The following is an 18278-nucleotide window of genomic DNA, read 5'->3' on the forward strand; positions in this document are numbered from 1 at the left end:
TCAGCACTTCCGATTTCTCTACGGGTCGCTCTTGTAAGCTATGCCTAATTTCCGCTATCGCTTTTACCCGTACCGCATTAGCTAAAAAGCCATAGTAGCGTATTCGCATTAGCCCTTTAGGCAACACATGTAAAAGTAAGCGTCGAAGTAACTCGCCCGCATTACAACACATTCTTTGCGTCCCATTGGTTCGATAGTCTTTGTAACTCATCGTGATACGGCCATCCACGTTATAACTTAATTGGTTTGGATTTAACCCAATACGATTGCAATACCGAGATAAATAACCCACTACCGCTGTGGGCTCCTGAAGTACAGGTTTACTGTACACAACCCATCTCTTACGAGCGGCTTCCTCTAATAAATTACTGTGCGTCGCTATCAACTCGCTTACTCGACATAACATCTCTTTCTTAAAGCGAACAGATAAGGCTTTAACCGGAAGCAGGTAACTCTCTTTTCTTGTCGGTTGCCATTGCCGATCTTTTGTCAGCACCCCACTCGGTAGTAGGCAATGAATATGAGTATGTTGACTCAAGTTTCTTCCCCAAGTATGAAGAACCATTAATGCTCCAAGTTGACCGACAAGGTGATGCCGCTCATTAGCAAACGCGCATAATGTTGCCCACACTGAATGAAACAAGCATTGATAAACCACCTTAGGATGCGCTTTAACCAGAGCATTGAACTCGTGCGGTAAGGTAAAAACCATATGATGATAGGCCACGGGTAAAATATCTTGGCTTCGCTTTGTTAACCATTGCTGCCTCATCTGCTCTTGGCAATTGGGGCAATGGCGGTCTCGACAAGAGCAGTACCAACGCGTTTCATGACCGCATTGCTGACAACGCCAGTCGTAACTGCCCATACGCTCTGTTCGGCAGTCTCTTAAATGATGGAGTACTTGCCACTGCCTCGGTGTGACTTTGCTTTTATCAAGCTCTTCTAAGCCTTGGGTTAATACGGTTTGGTAAGGAGATAATGCGTTCATTTGCTCTCCTCCCATAGTTGAGCAACTAAGTCGAACTTACTTCCGTCCGAGCTTTCGTTGTGATGACCTATCCAATGGGTGTACCTCAATGTCGTTTTGATATTCGAATGCCCAAGGTAACGCTGCAGAACATTCAAAGGCATGCCCGATTCGAGCTGATGAGTTGCATAGGCATGTCTCAGGGCGTGTATTCCCCCTAATTTTCTGACGTTAGCCTCAACTTTTGCAGCTTTGAAGCATTTCTGCAGAGAGCTAATACTCAATGGTTTTTCGGGCTCTAGGCTGGGAAACAGCACTACGGTGGGATGATAATGACACCAGTAATTTCGAAGATGATTCAGTTGGCTATCACCCAGTGGAACAAAGCGATCTTTTTTACCTTTACCACAATGAATGTGCAGTCGTTTCGCCGCACCATCAATGTCTTTCACGTACAAGCCTACGACCTCACTGACACGTAGGCCACATCCATAACACATTTCAAGTGCGGTCTGATATTTAAGACTTCGACAATGACTAATGATACTTCTTACTTCCTCGCGATTAAGCAGCTCCGGTATTTTACTGGCGCGTTTAATCGGGGGAACCAGTCGCTCTTCAAATTCTCTATTCAAAACGGCACGATAAAAGAACAAGATGGCATTCAAAGCTTGAGCACAAGTACTACTACTTAAGCTCCGCTCTTTGATGAGCGTGCGTAAATACGCGCTAATCTGTTGATCGGTAAGTAAATCGGGGGACAGATCGTAAGTAGTAGATAGATCTTTAACCCAACGTAAATAGCTAGCATGGGTTTTCGGAGAAAAACGGCGAACCGCCATTTCATCGATAAGTTGTTGTCTTAATGGGGTCATGATGTATTCCTTAATCTATGGATACATCATAAGTTTGGTCTATCAGGTAAGTGAGAGGAAAGCCCTCCGCGAAGCGGCTTAGTTCAACGCCGCATTAAGGTGTGAGCAGCGCTTGGCTATACTTGAGCGAAGCGAAAATGCCAAGCGTTGCGAATCACTCTTAAATGCTTTGTTATGTGAATTTATTCTTGCATCGGTAATTCAATTATTCTGCGAATAGAAGCTACGTCTATGTAGCGCGTCGCGAGATATGAACACAAAAGCCTAGTGAATTGCGCACGCTTTTCGTTGCTCAATACACTAGGCTTTTGATAGTTTGAAGGATGGGAGTTCAACGGGAAGTTATTAGAAGTTATTTATTTCCCAAGCTATACTTTCTAGTTTTTCGCGATTTTCTGGTGTGTCACCCGCTATCGCATTAACTTGTCCTTTCAAATCCGAATGATGTGCTATTCGAGTTTCAATGTGGTCTGTCATATCAACACGAACCTGTACACATTGCTCGGCGGTGTGCGATTGACGAACGGCTTCAGCAGCATCATTAGCATAAGTGACAATCATGTGGTCACTGCCGCCTTGCACGCATCCACTAAGATTCAGTTGGTCGGCTACACGGCAACGATATTGCACTGGAGTGCCCGTTGCTGATGATGTAAAACGTTGCTCTGTAATGGCTGAGTCACAGGTAGTTTTTAGTTGTGTAAGTTTATTGGCTCGTAACGTTTCAAAGGTCACCGCTTTTGCTTGTTCAGCTTTCATATCTGCAAATGTATAAGCCTTCCCTAGCTCACCTTGAGGAACATCAAATGCGCGCCACTTTCCTTCAACTAAATAGAAGGATTGCTCTTCGTTTGTTTTGGTAATCATTATTTAAATTCCTCCCACGAATTAACCTCTGTAATTGCCGACGCTAGTGATTTTAATTCGTAAGTTTGCCCGGGGTTGATTGTTATAGTTGGCAGCTGTGTCGGTGCGGTTGTGTCACTCTGAGAGCCTGATATGATCTCAGTCCCATCAACACGCCAATATGGGCGGAAACTACCAATGCTGCTTCTACACGCTACATGAATTTCAATCGGATACGGGAGCTCGTTTTCATACTGCACATTATCAGTTCTGCTTGATGATAAATCAGTCCAGCTTCTAGAGTCCATTAATGTCTGCTTAATTGCCTGATATGACACCTCATCCCCCACACTTGGCCAAATCCCTTCAACTTCACTTGAAGCGGGGAATGTATGGGGGCCTGCTGCTGCAAACGCGACATCAATGTGCGTCTTGCCAGCTTCAATGGTCAACGAAACACCCGTTTTATCTTGAGTGTTAACCAATCGCTTCACGCCAAAATGATCATTTGGGAACTCGCCATCAATAGTTCTACGGTAAGTCCCCGTACCGGATAGCTCTTTACCCACTTTAGTAATGACGCATTCTGTCACTGCCAGCCAACCTGCTGCGATTTCTTCTCCCGCAGGATAAGTATACTGGCTTGCACTTGGTACTGGATGACTGTCTTTACCAATTACATTAGCGTTCTGATTGGGAAGCAGGCGGTTTTGAACAAGGCAATTAGTTTGGATAATACCTTTAATTGCTTTAGTTAAATTATCAAACTCATCGGGGTTAAAGGCAACACCTGAAGCCGATAACGCCGTCTGAAACTCACGAATCACCGCATTAAACCAATCTTGCCCTGGATAGCTTGGAGAGCCATCATCGTTGCTCTCAGTGAAGTATCCGCCTAAGCCAACTCTTGGCTTGAGTGGTGGGACGTTCTCGACCTGAGAGCCATTATTGAGATAGTGCATTACACGCTCTCCTCATAGATGAATTCATAGTACTTACCGCCTAACTTAAACTGGTTTAGCGTACATTCCAGAATAGCGGCGGTTTGAGATACTAACGGGGTTAAACAATCGTCTAGGCAGGTAGCGTAAGCCTGTGTAATACCTTTGACGCGAATACGTAATAAGTGGCGGTACTTCTCTTCATAGAGCGGATAAGTACAACCACGTAAACAGTGGTGAGGGAAGATTTCTTCTACCTCAATATCAAAGCCTAAATCAGCGCCTAGCTTGTCGATGTTCCATGCTTGTAAACCACCTTTACGGTGATACTTTTCAACCACAGCCGCACGGCGTGATTCAAACGTTTGGTTTTGAACTTGGCACTCTGGAAGCCCTAAATACCCTTCCCATTCGTCTAGTAATTGCTGAGTGGTTTCAGGGCGCATTTCTAACAATAAACTGTCTGCGCTCACCTCTACCGCTTCTAGCCTTGGTGCATAGCCTGCCGCGTATTTATGGAGGTCTAACGATGCTGAACGCTGCCACAAGATACCTCGTGGCATTTGCGCCATTATTGAGTTAGTCCATTGCTCTACAGAGTGGCCCATGTGATCACTCCAAGCTCATGTAACTCATTTGATGCAGCAGGAACGTCAGCATTCAGATCTAGCGAATAGTCTTCAATACCTGGTACTGAACCTATAGCGGTGCGTACTGCACTTACAAGCAGCGTACTAGCAGGGCTTAACGTTTTAAAATAGCTGTTGATACTGGTCTGCACACTAGCGCGAAGCTCTGTGTTATCTGGCGTGATATTGATGTCTAAATCCGTCACTTTCAGCGTTAACGGAATCGACACTGGCTCGATGCCAGAAGGGCGACCAACGTCACTGCCTGTTGCTGGGTCTTTATGGCGATAAATGTAATCAGACATCGCTTGTTGGTCGGTGACATTAGGCAGAATATCGGTACGGCCATCAAAGACAAACGCATAGCCAACCGTCGAACCGCCTTGATAGGCATCGATAGCCCATGCACGCGTGACACCAGCCACTTCACGGCACCATGCCACGTAGTCATGCACCGCGCCGCCCATTGGAGGGTTACGCTTACGAAACAGCAAACGCTCAAGCACTTCAGCAACGGATTCTATTTCCGCACCACCTGAAATTTCACCCGTCACACCATTAGGTTGAATACCTGGCACGGTAGACACTAACGTCAGCGTTTCACCTGCCGCGAGATTACCCGCTGCCCCTGATTCTTCCGCTTCTACTTCCACTAAAACGCTGCCACTGTCTGGCGCATTAGATAGCGTCACTCGATACAAGCGGCCATCAGAATGCGTCATCACAGTACCAACGGGAATAGGCACATTACCTGTAAAAGTAACGGGGCCAGCGGCATTCGTTGCAAGCTTTTGAATCACGCCTTCATAGCGTGCTGCATCGATGATGGTCTGGTCTTCAGATTCAGTGGAAGGGATGATTTGACGAACAATCCAAGATTGGTAATCGTAGAGATCACGAACGCTGCCACTCACAGAAGAGTTAAGCGCTTGCTCAATGCCAAACTTAGGTAAAACCTCATCTAATGAGGCTTCAATATCGATTAAACCGCTTTCAATAAGCTGGCGTAGCGTAGGAACGTTAAACGGCACGTTGCGCCTCCCATCGTTTCATAACGGTCAGTGAGATGACTTCGTTGTCTGGTTTTGTGATATTGATAGACAAGGCAAGGGTTTGAAAACGAGGAATAGAGCCAACCACAGACACGCTTTTTGCCATCTGGCCATCACCGCTATCAACCAACATCCAAGCCAGTGCATCCTCTGCGTATTTCACAGCACGGTTGCGCACATCGGTAGTCAGTTTTTCACGGTAAAGCAACCAAAGTTTAGAGCCCCATGGCGCATCGTAAAACGTGTCACCAGGCCAGCCTCTAAAGTCGTTTGAATCGTCGGGTAAACGGTCTGAAGTATCGGCGCGTGCATCGGTAAACAACGAGATCAAAACGAGGGCTGAAACCGTGTCATCTGCGACACTTCCGCCCTCGATAATGATTCCTGTGTTTTTCATCATGTCGAACACGATGCTCACGCTCATAGTTAACCCACTGGTACTGAAGTATTCCTGTTCTCTGCATCTTTGTGGAAATGGCCAAGGTAGCTAAAGCCGCCTGCGGTAAAATCTAAACCGCTAACAACGCTGGCAGAAGTAATGCCGCCAGTAGCAAAAATACCAAGGTCTGTAGATATCCCACCTGTTACATGCAAAGGGCCTTGAATCAATGTTTCAGGGGAAATAATAGTGAAGGAATTAGCGGCTTCAAAAATAACGTCGGTTGCTGTAACAACCACCTTGCCATCTTTGGTTAAGCGGATTTTATGACCTTCCAAATGGTAGAGGAAAACGTCACCGCTTTCACCCTTTGGACGATATTTTTTGTCTTCGACGGCCACAGCAACCAAGTTACCTAGATTACCACCGATAGCCGCAAGAATGGCTTCAGAGCCTATAGGTGGGAACGAACTGCAACCGTAGTTTTGAAAGCGCTCGATATCATCAACAGATTCATCAGCGTGCATTTTAAATTGCAAGTTTTGGCGCTGTAAATCTTCAACCACGCCAGACACCACAGCGCGAGTAATGACACCTGTAATGCGGCGTTTAATCGGGGCAAGCAATCGTTCAATATAACGCTGAGTTACCATTATCCAATACCTACTTTCGTTTGCTTTTCAACTTCCGCAGGGATGTCAAACGCTTCGGGCTTCACCACACTCACAACAGCCAAGCGACCTGAATCATCTTCGCTAAACATGATCGAGGCAATCAGCATCTCTTCATCCAAACCTACAATCTCATCTTGAACTGGTACTACCGTATTGAAGTTCCATAACTTGCCCGTTTGAGGAATTCGCCACCCTGTCACCGTGTACTCTGCACCATTAGAGGTCGCAATGCTGCGCTGACGTTCCCACTGGCCCCGCTTGGCTGCACCTTCCGCTGTGGTAATTTCTTCGTTGATAATAATCATTGGGCGGTAGCGGTTAATATCTGAATCTTTCACTTCCGCTTTGATACCAACAACGTTAGAAGGTTCAGCGCCATCCCAGCGTTCAAACGAAGGCCCGACAGCCTTAACCGTAAAGCTACTAAAACGCTGACGCCAGCTAAAGCGACCACGCGCTGCTTTCACATTCTCACCAAGGATTAAAGACACACCCGCACGCTCTGCACTTCTACGCACGATCACAAGGTTGCCAAACGTGTCACTGGTTAGCAGCACACCACGCTGACGCGCTAGACGAGCAAGCAGCTCGTGCGGGGTTTCACCTTGCTCGATTTGAATACGAGGGAACGCCGCGCCCACATCGGTATTCACGATCACTTTGATACCGAAAGGCTTACACACCACGTTAGCAATCTGAGTTAACGTTTGATTCTTGAACTGCCCTGAAGGGTAGTCAATCGAGCAATCCACTAAGTCAGCGGTTTTGTCTCGGCCACTCACCGATATCATCACCTGGTTTGCATCGTAGCTAGGCACCCAATCATCTACATAGCCCGTAATCACACGCTCACCACCAATTTCAATCACACAAGGCTGACCTTGCTGAATCGGCTCCATAAAGGCTTTGTATTTATCATCAGAGCCTTGCCACTTCCAAGTCAGTTCTAAATCAAATGAACCAGACATCGCATTGATTGAGCGAGTCACGCTGACCTTAGTCCAGCCACCGTAAACATTACCGCCAGCTTTCAATACAATTTCATCTAACTGCGTTGTCATGAGCTAATCACCTCAATGGAATCTGAAGGCAAGATAAAAGACGGATTAGACAGACCATTACGACGCACAATGCTCTGGCGCGTTTCAGTGTCACCGTTCTCTTGCCATGCCACCAAAGAAACAGGCACCGTACTAGTGGGAGTGTAAATACTTAACTGAGGCAACAGCTCGGCTCTTGCTCTGGTATCCGCCAGCACCGCTTGACGCAGTACACGAAACTGACGCCACACCGCAGAGTCACCAAGCTCAACGGCATTTGCAGAAAGCTCCGCTAATTCATTGGCAATGTCATACCCAATCTTCTTGTACTGTTCACCCGTTAATACGGCTTTACGGTCAGCACCTGAAAGACTATTAATTGACTCATCGGTATCAATCAAATCAACACCAATATCCGCATCACCCATTGCTGAAGCCTTAGAAACCGTCGCGGAATTCATAATCAAACGCTTGTACGCATCGGCATTGTTTAGCACGGCTTGTTGCTTCACAGGGTTAGCCACGCTAGGCACCGAACTTGCGAAGCCATCAGCACTATCGATGTTACGACTTAAACCACCAGTAACAGCCAGTTCAGCACGCATACCATCCCAACGATTTTGCACGTTCTGATAAACATCGAGGGCGCGAATAGGGTCAGTGACCACGCCTTTCACGTCTTCCAACAGACCCATGGTTTCACGCGCTAACTCACCAGGGTAGGCCAATAGGTTGCCAATGGAATCTTTGGTACGCATAAGGCGATCTGTCCACTCACGCACCTCACTGGGTAGTGATGGCAAACCACGAGTGAATTCATCCAAGTCATCTAAGAACTGGTCAACCATATCGCCCACACCTTCAGTGGCCGTCTCATCAAATTCTTTCTCAAAGGCATCATTAGCCGCATCTTGTGACTTGGTTGATTCACCTTGCACCTGGCTTGCGGTATCGCGCTTTGAATTTGGGAATAGGTTTTCACCTTGCTCAAACACCTCAAAGCTAAACGTGGCTAAGCCGTCTGTTTTATTGACTAACTTAAAGCTGCCTTTACCAACCTGAACCTTACGAACGCCAAACCAAGGATGAATAAGTTCACACGGCCCTGGTGTATTAATCGCTTCAATGATTTGCTGTAGCTTATCAAAGTAGCCATCACCCACAGTGCGGCCATTAATCATTTCTTGCTGAAGCACTTTACCGTTATCTTCGGTATAGCCTTGTTCACGCTTAGGGTAAGCATGAGGGATAGCACGGCGACCGAAGTCACCACTTGCATCATCTAGGAAAAATTCAACACCACGAATAGAGGCGGTTAAACGATCTTCAAATGCCATTTAAAGCCCCTTTAATTTGCGCCCGTATCTGGGTCGATTTGAATAGTTGGTGAAGAGGAAGTGACCTTTGTTGTGATTCGGTCATCACTGACTGAAACATCTACGTTTATATTTCCTCCCGTGTTAGAAGACAAATATGGATTGTTGACCGTCCCTTCATTACTTGAACTCGACGAAAACCAACTTTTGAAGTCGTCTACCACATCCATCAATCCAGCCGAAACAGGGAAACCTTCAGGTAGTTGACTTCTATCAACTTCAGATTGGCGACGAACATTAATAGGAGAGAAGTCAGGAATGATAGAAAGCCCATAACCTACAGTGGTCGCAGCTGCTAAATTAGAAAGGCTCATAAACCTAGACTTAGATGGCTTACCTCCTTTAGGGCTTTTCCCATCAGGAAGATCACCACCTAGACCACCCATGCCACCACCTGGCATGTTTACAACAAACACAGGCATCGCGCCTAAATCTTGAAACCCACCTTTACCGCCTGCATCGCCACCCTTACCTTTACCTAAGAACCTACCAGCAGCATTTACAACATCTAAACCTTTCTTGGCCACAACCAAACCACCTACAGCCCATGCAGCTGCTTCTCCCCACTTCAACCAGTTTTGAATGGTTTCATCATCAATGCTGTTAATAGCATCAGAAAGCTCACGAATAGGTTCAGCCAACCTTTGATTAGCAAATTTATCGAAAGAACTTTTTAAGAGCTGCACGCTAGCTGCTGCATCGCCCGCAGCAACAGATGCATCAGCCAGAGTAACCGAACCGTCACCGACAATTGACATAAACCCGCTAAAGGCATTCGCTGAACCTGTTTCTTTATACAAGGCTATTAATGGGTTCAAGGCTCGCTTTGCTTCATCAGTTAAATTTAACATTGCCAATTTTTCTGACATACCGCCTGACTTATTAACAATATCTTCCATAATCGAAGGAAGGGGGCGCATAACCTCAATGCCATCTTTTAATTTATCTCGGTCAAAAACACTAATCCCGCCCAATTGCTGAAGCTTTTTTACTCTATCTGGAGAGGTAATATCACGAATTAGAGCTTCAAATGCGGTAACTGCTTTTTCATCACTACCCACACCACCTCTAATAACCTGTAACGCAGCACCAAGCTCTGTAACTGCTTTTGCCCCTTGCCGACCTGTAGCAGCATAAGCAGCGAATATTTGAGGGCCAAAGTTAGCCATACTAGCAAGAGTAAAAGCCCCACTTTTACCTTGTTTATTTAGTACATCAATTGATGCCATAGCATCCTTTGAACCTTCGATTGCAAGCTTCTTAAATTCGGTAAATATCCCACCAACTTGTTGGCCTGCCGCACCTGTCGCTTGAATCACAGCTGCAATATTAGGTAGATTTTCCATGGCATAACCTAAATCCCCTGTCTTTGTTAATATTTCTTCGATAGCAGATAGCGACTCACTAGGGTCTATTCTAATACCTTCTAGGTTACTCACCCGTTGGATTTCATCATATAGTTCAGTCGTTTTTTCTTTACTGACTTCAGCCGCAATTGCAAGCCGACTTAATCGCCTATCTAGTGAAACAAACCCTTTTGCTACATATCCTGTCGCAAATGCCGTAGCCATACCCACATAGCGATTACCTAAAGCATCGATACCCCGACCAGCTGCGGCGGTCGAGGTTTTAACGAGTGTCATGGCTTTTTGATTTTTCTTGGCGAACTCACCCATCGAATTACCATACTGACGTGCCTTAGCTGCAAGGTTGCCCGCAAGGTTTAATACAATATCGGTTTCAAGTTTCTGTGCCATTGGATTGTTCTCTTAGTTTTCGATAGGTTTTGAGTAGTCGCCGCAAAGGCATGGCAGTGGTGACGCTTAACGGAATCTTTGAACACATCGCAAGTTGCAAGTTTTCACAGACTTCCGGCAGCGCCTTAAGATCGCCCCCTGTTTTCAAGCTCCTTGGTAATCAGCTCATCAAGCTCACTGGCTTTTTCTTGAAGCAGCTTAAAGTCGTCCTGGTGCAGCTTTCTTAACTCCTTGATAGAGATAGGCCCTTGAACACTGCCAATGTACTCAACCTGACGAACAAGAAGCTCAATGCCATAAAGCACATCAGAGGTGTACGCCATGGCCACGCCATCATTCACGATCACTTTCTCTGCCGCTAACTGCGCATCGATGTAATCACCAGAGCTTAACTCTCTTAGACCAACTTCATGGTGGACGGCTTCGCCCACCTTGAAACCATGATCCAATCCAAAGGTCATGATGGCCATTAAATACGCTCCGCAGGGTTGCCAATGAATGTACCTGTAATATCACCAGAATCACTTAACACAAATGGCTCTTGTGGTGATGCACCCGTAATCATGTAGTCAACACCGTTGTCGCCTTCCCAAGTTAAAGTGATGTCTGTCATAGCGTTAATCTCGACAACATCGACATCTTCATCGGCCGCAATCACTGTTGATAACGTTGAAGGAACAAAATCTTCAGAAAACCCCCAAATCCGTTTAGGTCCCGCATGAGGTGTTTTTGAAGTTCCACCTGGATTCAAATTTGAACCCTTTTTTGTTTTGAGCTGCTTACTGTTAGCTCGAACAGTGACTAGACCAAGGATTTTTCCCATGGTGTGTACTCCCTATTAAAGTTTGAACTGCATTAGTGCGGCGAAGATACGGAACTGATTCACAATGTCTGGCTTGAACACACAGTTCAAACGGTTCTGATCACTTGTGTCTCGATACACTTCCAATGTCTCTTTGAAACCATCGAAGTCTTCCATCAACGCACTTGGTACCCAGTCAGTATTGGCAAGCTCTAACACGGCATTGCGCATAATCTTTGGTGTCACCACTGGCTGACCAGGGTCAAGGCGATCAAGTACATCGTCACCTGCCAACTTATGGCGAGGGAATCGGTTAGTTACCATGGTTCGAAGTGAGTAACGTAAGTAACCCAATGTCGCTGGTGTCGTGATATCGAGGTAACTTGGGTCTGGGTCGCCATAATCATTTTGACGATACATTGACACTTCACGCTCAATCGCAATTTCATTACCTGGCGTAACGAAATAGGTAGCAATGCCATCGTGCAAAAGTAGATTGCGTTCGGTCATGTCCCACTGTGCGGTTTTAGCCGGTGGCAGCAAACTGGTTAGCACTAACGTTTGAAGTGGGCGAGCAGGGTCAATACCAAGCGAGTAAGACGCACGGCCTGCATAAGCGGCAGCGAATTCCCAAGGCGAGTTTGGCGAGCTGTTCGTACCCATACACGTAAACAAGAAGTCATTACGCGCAGAGCCAAACGCACCCGTCTCAGCAAAGGTGCCACGGAACGCGGTATAAGCAATGCCTTCAATCATCTTGAGTGGGCCCCAACGATTAATCAGTTCGTCACGTAGGTCATTCATTGATTGGGTATCGTTAAATGGCATCACGATATGGTTGTACCATTCGTTCGGAATCGCCGCGATAACAGCGCTCATGTCTGGCGTTCCTGCACCGCCTGTCATGGCAGTAATCGCAATAGTCACGCCACTGGGCAAAAACTCACCGTCGTAGTAGTTGTAACGGATATCGATATCGTCGCCCGTAATACCTGTCCATTTACACGCCAGCTCTACAATATCTGTCTCAGCTGTTTTCAAAGCAGCAGTAACAGGCAGGTTGGTATCAGCATTCACCTTAGCAATGATGGCCGTCGCAATAGAATCAGCATCGTCCGTATCTTTCACCGTTACCTGCACGCTTTCACCAGCAATCAATAACGCGATCACACCTGCTTTAACCGTGGTTGCCGTAACGGCAATCTCACCCTTAGCCGCACTTGCTGCTAAGTCAGCCACACCCAATGCATACACGTCTGTATATTCATTGGTTTTGCGGAACTTCTTAAGCGTACGAGAAAGCATTGCACCTTTACCGTAAAGGTCGTCTATTTGGCTTTCACTTGTGGTAATACGATTCAGCGTAAGTGCATCAGCACTGCCCGTTGCAAGCTGTTGGCCAAGTACTAACACTTTCTGAGCCAAAGCGGGTGTGCCTGAATTCGCTTCGCTGTTGTCGATCTCGATATAAACGAGTGGTACTCGAATATCGTTAGGAATAGAGCCTAATGACATGCTTATTCTCCTTCAGTTTTAGAGGTTGTAGCCTTGGCTTCTTTCGCCAGCGCTTTCTTTTGTTGCTCGATGGCATCGGCTTTTTCTTTTGCCTGTGCCGCCTTGGCTGCATCCCAATCTTTTTGAGGGACTAGCACCACGTCGCCATCATTAATTCTTCGAACCCAGTAGCCAGTGCGTTCGACTTCTTCACCAGCTGCGTTAACAAAACCACCTTCAGGTTTGCGTACGGGCACTTCGGCGTTCTTGGGTTTAATGGGGATCAGATTCTTTTTTAACGACATGATTAAGTCCTATATTTTTGTCACGGTTTATTGAGGCAGCTTCACTTCACCATCAATGGTGGGTGCGCCATCTGCGATTTCACCTTTCAGACCAAAGGTAATGAAGTCATCTAACGTACTGAGATCAATCTCTTCATCTAAGTACCATTGCTGCGACCAAGTGATTGACCAGATAGCAATACCAAGCTTGTCAATTTCACCGCTGTATAAATTGTCACTGCGTACGTTTTCAACGCGACCATAGGCCGTTGGCAGTGCGCTTCTATCCACCAGTTCACGCACCAATTTTCCTGCGACCACTTCGGCACGTAGGTCTTTTTCGTAACCGAACTGGTCAGTGGTAAACACATAGGCCACAAGGTTAACGTTACCAATTAAGCGATTACCCACGGTTTCATATTGCGGAACACGTAGGGCAGCAATACGAACGCCACCGTCACGGTTCGACATCCAGCGCTTAATATCATCAGCCTTATCAAAGCGGCCAATGTGGCGCTCAACGGTTTGGATCTTTTCTATTTCACGCACACCACCTTCAAGCTTTGGCTTAAGGTACTGAACGATTTCATTCACGGCCCAAACGGTAGAACCACTGGTGGTAAAGTCGGGTCTAGACATTCATTAACTCCTTCCAGAAGTTACCGATAACCGTATACACATCCGCTTGGTTGTCGGTACTTAACCCTAAAAATTCTCGCTGCGGTATGTTCATCATACGAGTGAAAGACGAGATGAATTGAGTTCTCTGAGGAATCGCTTTACCAAAGGCTTGTGTGATAAGGCGCGTATGAGCAGACACTTGAACCGGACCAGAAAATCCATCTTGATGAACGCCAGCGTAGGCCAACGGTGATCCAACTCGAACTTGGTTTCGTTCCACTTGGAAAGTAATTGAGTCTCGCAAGTCTCCTTCACCAACCAATAGGGATTGGTTTCCATGTCGAGTCTTCGCATAACTGCTAGACCAATCATCCCAACGCTGACCATCAGGTGACGTTTTCTCATCGGCAATTCTTCTCGTAGTTTGGTTTTCTACAACACTCCCTAAACTATCCAAAAGTTCCATTTTGTGCTTTGGGTCGCTTAGGGTTTCAAGCAGCTGTTGATAGCGCTCAAGCTCTTGCGTTCCCGTCACTTGAACACCAATCGACATTACAAGACGCCTCTCAAACTGTTGCGAGTGAACTGACGCTCGTTCTCTTGAATCAGCTCAACCTTGCCCACACTGCTTTCGCTTGGCGCTTCGATGGTTGGCAAACCAAGTTCGCGCTTGCCATTGGCAATTTCACGCAGGGTTTCAAGCTGCATCTTGTAGCGCTCTTCTAGTAGGTTCGTGGCCTGTTGGTCACGGTCGGCTAACCAGTAGAACGCAATAGTGATGGCAACCTTATTCAACATGCCTGGCACAGTTGGCAGTGGCAGAACATAACGACGACCTAAGAAAGAGTTAATCTCTTCATCGGCTTGGTCTAATGCCTGGTTAATCCAAACATCGTTGAGCTCGTCTGTGGTGCGGTCTACTGCAAAGTTCCACAGCATCTGCTCATCACGATCAAGTAGGTCTTGCTTGGTTGCGTAAGTTGCCATCGTATTTACTACCTTTTAAAAACGTTATTGCTGCATGTCTTGAAGATCGAGTACGTCTTCAAGCTCAACAACTTCAACCGTTAGGTGCGGCTCGTCGTGTACTCGCTTCGCCTTTTCAGGAGAGAGGAACACCACGCACTCTGGTTCATGATCTTTCGCATGAACTCGCGCAGACGCATCCGGCTCTTGTTCCACCACAAGCACCAGCTTTTCTTGGAGACGATGGAACTGAACGCCTGAGCGCCAAAACCCAGCATCTGATTTAGCGCATACTTTGAAAGCGCCAAGAATACCGATAGCGTCAACGCCATCCCCAGGATGAACCACATCATCTTTCTTTGAATCCACTTGCTCACTTGCCTTTCCTTCTTTGGTTTCAGTGCCCACCATCGACGCATCTTGCTCCGGCTTGTCGTTCTCCACCTTTTCAGGTTTCTTAGAATCAGGCTCTGATTGAGATGAACTTTCAGCTGTTGATGCTTCCGGTTCGGTAGTTTTTAACTGAACATTGGTTTCAGCTTCTGCTTCGGCCTTTAATTCAGCATCGGCGTTTTCTAATGCTTTCTGTTCGGCTTCCGCTTTAGCGGTGGAGGGATTTCCTTCCACTTTTCCAACTTTTCCAACTTTTCCAGTTGTTGATTTTTTAGTTCCACTCACTGTGAACTCCTTTAAACGAATATTTAATGGCGATTAAATTACGGTTTAATGCCCCAGAAACTCATGATCACACCCGCTGAAGAGGGCAACCCATTAGCCGCGCCAAATGAAACAATGGAAACCGTTCGGCTTGCATCGCTCGTCGAATGCATCCAACGGAATTTTTGACCTGCCAAGATGGAGACAGACACAGAATAATCAATCGCTCGCTTCTCATTGGTTGATTGGCTATCTAAGGTAATAGGTCTCAAGCTACCGTCGTAAGCTACCCATTGGCCTGTCCCTGTATCGAACACTTCGATGAACATTCCCCAATCGGTGCTACCCGCACCTGCAAGCTCACGCAAAATGGAAACGTTCAAGCTCACCATTCCACTAAAGTCTTTAAGCGCTGTGGTTTCACCTGTTAATAAATCAAGGGAAAGGTCAGCAGACGCTAGAGGAATTTGGTTAAATTGAATCGCTTCTGGCGTGTTGTCTGCCGCGAGCGTTTGCTTTAAATCGTTTGCATCTGGCGTGACATAACTGGCACGCATAAGCAAAACAGATTCAGGTGCTGGCGGTGCGCTTTGACTTATCAGTGGTGAGTTTTCAAAAAACATACTTAACCTTCCGTAACGATGACATCGCCTGTTGAACTGGCCGTTCTTCCGTAAATATTTTTCGCTACAGCGCGAGACCAACCAATGCCTTTTTCAAGCTTCAGTTGATGCCCAAACGTTTCTGCATCGGATGGTGCTGAGTCTTCAACACGGTACTTCACAACGCTGCCTGTTTGGTTGTCCATATAACCCGCCGCAGCAGAAGAAATAAGCGTCCAATTGTTTGGATTAAGTTCAACTCTTACAGTCATGGCATAAATCCCTAAAGGTTGGCGGCATTGCTACCGCCAATCTGTGTTGCTGGTTAAGCGCTAATTAAAGGTGAAATCACAACTTCAACATCGTTGTAATAAACGTTGGAATCACCGCCATCAACTAACATGCGTTCGATCAACTTCTTAGCAGCGGCTTCGTTGTCAGGACCAACAACCAATTTAGTCGCACGCACACCAATTGGAGTACCGTCTACCTTTTTCATCTTCTGAAGTTGCTTCTTAGCTTCTTCATAATTCGCTTCTGTTAGCGCAGCTTTAGAGCCAATCGCTAATTGAGGGAAAGAGAAGCCAACATTGCTACGGCCATCAACGCCCGCTGCATACTTGTTGTTGAACCAGGTGTGTTCTTCATTTGGGTTCATGTTTTTGAACACAAACGGACGTCGCTCTTGGTAAACAATCGGCTTGAGCACTTTTGTATCGTCAATCAAGAACCACGGTTCACCCGTATCGGTTGATGGGTCACCAACCACGTTCGAGAATGTAGTTGCAGGTGTGGTTTCTAATGGGTGGTCAGTATCAAAGTAGTTCTGACCGTCATAACACAGCGTGGTAAAGCCAGCTGCAAGCAACGGGTAAGACAAAGTGTCAGGAAAGTAAGCCACTTGATCACCGTAGTTCTGAGCAATCACGCTGTAATGACCAATTTGGTCATCATCCACTTCGTCGCGGCCAATTGAGATCGAACTTTCAAATGTCTTATTCTCAATTGAGTATCCGTGCTTACCCATGTCAGCCAGTTGGCGGTCTCCCGTCCACTCAACAATACCTGGTAAGTCTTTTAACCAACCGTAGAAGTTAGCCGCACCAGAACTAGGAACTAAAGTGGCGATTTTTGACCACTGTGGTTTAGCAGCACCAAGCCCTTTTACATATGCCGCAGACATCGTTGTTTGGAGTGCTTCAATTACTTGTGCTTCAGTCGCCATTATTTAGCTCCTACATTCATTTGTGTTTTTGCCGCGAGGAATTCATCTTCCGTCACGCCCATTTTTCGGCACATTGCCAATTCGTGCTCTTCAAGCTTTGCGTTGCCTTGTTTTTCTTTAGGCGTCTTGTGCTGTGAATTGGTTGCGATAGATGGTGCGGTTTCAACGAACGCTTCGAACTGAGCAATACCGCCGTCAGCACGACACATCGAAACAAACATGTCTTTGTTCGCAGGGGCAATCTTGCCTTCATCAATTGCAGCCTGAACCAAGCCATCGACTTTCTTATCGTCAATTTCTTTTAACTGAGCTTCAGCCGTGGTGGCGCGATTCAGTGCAACGGTGTGTGTTTCAATTGGGATGAACTTAGTTAAGTCCGGCGTAGCGGCACGGTTTAGCGCAATGTCTTTCTCAGACTTAAGTGAATTAATTGCGGTAACACCTTGCTCTTCGGTCGCGTCTGCGGCTAGGCCAAGCGCGGCTGCAATCAGCTGTGGAAGCTTCATGTCGGTTTCCTCTTGTCGATTAAGGGCAGGTACATAAAAGTTAGGTTTGTTGGTCAGCCCAGCACTGCTCATCGCAGTGATGATGCCTTCAGCGTCGTAGTGAAAAGCAGGGGAATAATAGAGGTAACGTTTCTCTTCAATAAGCCAGCGGCCTTGGTAATTCCATTCCACTTGAGCCCAAATCTCACCATCACGGTTTTCAAGCGCTAGAATCCAACCGTAGGCTTCAGCGTCTTCACCTTTAGGGGCTTTGATTTCGGTGGCATGTTCTAAATCGAAAGGCAGTTTGGCATTGAAAGCGCTCACAATGGCGTCAGGGTTACTGTTTAACCACATGCGACCATCGCGACCTTTGGCTTCACCTTTTGGGATCATCGGTATCCAAACCGTATTGGTGTCTTGCTCTGTACCCAAACCATCGATAACAGTTTGGGAAAGGTTAAAGCACACGGCCAAATGGGTTTTCTTCATTACTCGCTCCATAAATCAGAACTTACATAACAACCTCCTCATTGGATTAGTTGGTATAAACTCGTTTCGTGGAGTTAAGAATGCAAAAAAAAAGCAACCGACGAGAAATAA

The 18278-nt window shown here is 46.5% G+C and carries 23 protein-coding genes; all 23 read right to left on the reverse strand.

The window, feature by feature from the left end; all coding sequences use genetic code 11:
- On the reverse strand, positions 1–991 hold a 991-nt coding region (locus tag AB4407_RS08650), incomplete at its 3' end, for a transposase (RefSeq protein WP_372120254.1).
- Positions 988–1845 carry a tyrosine-type recombinase/integrase gene (locus AB4407_RS08655; RefSeq protein WP_372120255.1) on the reverse strand — a complete coding sequence of 286 codons (858 nt, stop codon included), beginning with the start codon at positions 1843–1845 and terminating at the stop codon, positions 988–990. The genes AB4407_RS08650 and AB4407_RS08655, both read right to left, overlap by 4 nt.
- A 345-nt stretch (positions 1846–2190) precedes the next feature.
- The gene (locus AB4407_RS08660) at positions 2191–2712 is read right to left on the reverse strand and encodes a hypothetical protein (RefSeq protein ID WP_372120256.1); all 522 of its coding nucleotides are present in this window, start codon (positions 2710–2712) and stop codon (positions 2191–2193) included.
- Positions 2712–3653, reverse strand: a complete 942-nt coding sequence (locus AB4407_RS08665; RefSeq protein ID WP_372120257.1) for a hypothetical protein — start codon at positions 3651–3653, stop codon at positions 2712–2714. Before AB4407_RS08665 ends, AB4407_RS08660 begins: the two co-directional genes overlap by 1 nt.
- On the reverse strand, positions 3653–4240 hold the full coding sequence (locus tag AB4407_RS08670; protein WP_372120258.1) for a YmfQ family protein: 588 nt from the start codon (positions 4238–4240) through the stop codon (positions 3653–3655). The genes AB4407_RS08665 and AB4407_RS08670 overlap by 1 nt, the downstream gene beginning before the upstream one ends.
- Positions 4225–5292, reverse strand: coding sequence for a baseplate J/gp47 family protein (locus AB4407_RS08675; RefSeq protein ID WP_372120259.1), 1068 nt, complete (start codon positions 5290–5292; stop codon positions 4225–4227). Before AB4407_RS08675 ends, AB4407_RS08670 begins: the two co-directional genes overlap by 16 nt.
- Entirely contained in the window at positions 5282–5737 is a 456-nt protein-coding gene (locus AB4407_RS08680; protein WP_078753369.1) for a phage GP46 family protein, read from the reverse strand. Before AB4407_RS08680 ends, AB4407_RS08675 begins: the two co-directional genes overlap by 11 nt.
- Positions 5738–5739: 2 nt before the next feature.
- Complete coding sequence (locus tag AB4407_RS08685) at positions 5740–6345, reverse strand: phage baseplate assembly protein V (RefSeq protein WP_372120260.1); 606 nt, start codon at positions 6343–6345, stop codon at positions 5740–5742.
- Positions 6345–7427, reverse strand: a complete 1083-nt coding sequence (locus AB4407_RS08690) for a phage baseplate assembly protein (protein WP_372120261.1) — start codon at positions 7425–7427, stop codon at positions 6345–6347. The genes AB4407_RS08685 and AB4407_RS08690 overlap by 1 nt, the downstream gene beginning before the upstream one ends.
- Positions 7424–8743 carry a DNA circularization protein gene (locus AB4407_RS08695; RefSeq protein WP_372120262.1) on the reverse strand — a complete coding sequence of 440 codons (1320 nt, stop codon included), beginning with the start codon at positions 8741–8743 and terminating at the stop codon, positions 7424–7426. Before AB4407_RS08695 ends, AB4407_RS08690 begins: the two co-directional genes overlap by 4 nt.
- 11 nt (positions 8744–8754) lie before the next feature.
- The gene (locus tag AB4407_RS08700) at positions 8755–10539 is read right to left on the reverse strand and encodes a phage tail tape measure protein (RefSeq protein WP_372120263.1); all 1785 of its coding nucleotides are present in this window, start codon (positions 10537–10539) and stop codon (positions 8755–8757) included.
- A gap of 125 nt (positions 10540–10664) precedes the next feature.
- Entirely contained in the window at positions 10665–11009 is a 345-nt protein-coding gene (locus AB4407_RS08705; RefSeq protein ID WP_327784350.1) for a phage tail assembly protein, read from the reverse strand.
- Positions 11009–11362, reverse strand: coding sequence for a phage tail tube protein (locus tag AB4407_RS08710; protein ID WP_372120264.1), 354 nt, complete (start codon positions 11360–11362; stop codon positions 11009–11011). The genes AB4407_RS08705 and AB4407_RS08710 overlap by 1 nt, the downstream gene beginning before the upstream one ends.
- A 15-nt stretch (positions 11363–11377) precedes the next feature.
- Positions 11378–12856 carry a phage tail sheath subtilisin-like domain-containing protein gene (locus AB4407_RS08715; RefSeq protein WP_372120265.1) on the reverse strand — a complete coding sequence of 493 codons (1479 nt, stop codon included), beginning with the start codon at positions 12854–12856 and terminating at the stop codon, positions 11378–11380.
- A 2-nt stretch (positions 12857–12858) separates the two neighbouring features.
- The gene (locus AB4407_RS08720; RefSeq protein ID WP_372120266.1) at positions 12859–13140 is read right to left on the reverse strand and encodes a DUF2635 domain-containing protein; all 282 of its coding nucleotides are present in this window, start codon (positions 13138–13140) and stop codon (positions 12859–12861) included.
- 27 nt (positions 13141–13167) lie between these two features.
- Entirely contained in the window at positions 13168–13758 is a 591-nt protein-coding gene (locus AB4407_RS08725; RefSeq protein ID WP_372120267.1) for a hypothetical protein, read from the reverse strand.
- Positions 13751–14293, reverse strand: coding sequence for a phage virion morphogenesis protein (locus AB4407_RS08730; protein WP_372078579.1), 543 nt, complete (start codon positions 14291–14293; stop codon positions 13751–13753). Before AB4407_RS08730 ends, AB4407_RS08725 begins: the two co-directional genes overlap by 8 nt.
- Positions 14293–14727, reverse strand: coding sequence for a gp436 family protein (locus AB4407_RS08735; protein WP_372120268.1), 435 nt, complete (start codon positions 14725–14727; stop codon positions 14293–14295). Before AB4407_RS08735 ends, AB4407_RS08730 begins: the two co-directional genes overlap by 1 nt.
- A 24-nt stretch (positions 14728–14751) precedes the next feature.
- Positions 14752–15384, reverse strand: coding sequence for a hypothetical protein (locus AB4407_RS08740; protein WP_372120269.1), 633 nt, complete (start codon positions 15382–15384; stop codon positions 14752–14754).
- 38 nt (positions 15385–15422) lie between these two features.
- Positions 15423–15986, reverse strand: a complete 564-nt coding sequence (locus tag AB4407_RS08745) for a hypothetical protein (RefSeq protein WP_272246525.1) — start codon at positions 15984–15986, stop codon at positions 15423–15425.
- Between the two features lie 2 nt (positions 15987–15988).
- A complete protein-coding gene (locus AB4407_RS08750) occupies positions 15989–16237 on the reverse strand; it encodes a hypothetical protein (protein WP_372120270.1) in 249 nt (82 codons plus the stop codon).
- A gap of 53 nt (positions 16238–16290) precedes the next feature.
- Positions 16291–17190: a Mu-like prophage major head subunit gpT family protein gene (locus AB4407_RS08755; protein ID WP_372120271.1), complete on the reverse strand. Its 900-nt coding sequence runs from the start codon at positions 17188–17190 to the stop codon at positions 16291–16293.
- Entirely contained in the window at positions 17190–18167 is a 978-nt protein-coding gene (locus AB4407_RS08760) for a phage protease (protein WP_372120272.1), read from the reverse strand. Before AB4407_RS08760 ends, AB4407_RS08755 begins: the two co-directional genes overlap by 1 nt.
- Positions 18168–18278 lie beyond the last annotated feature (111 nt).

The sequence above is a fragment of the Vibrio sp. 10N.261.46.E11 genome (assembly GCF_041472735.1).
Lineage (GTDB): Bacteria > Pseudomonadota > Gammaproteobacteria > Enterobacterales > Vibrionaceae > Vibrio.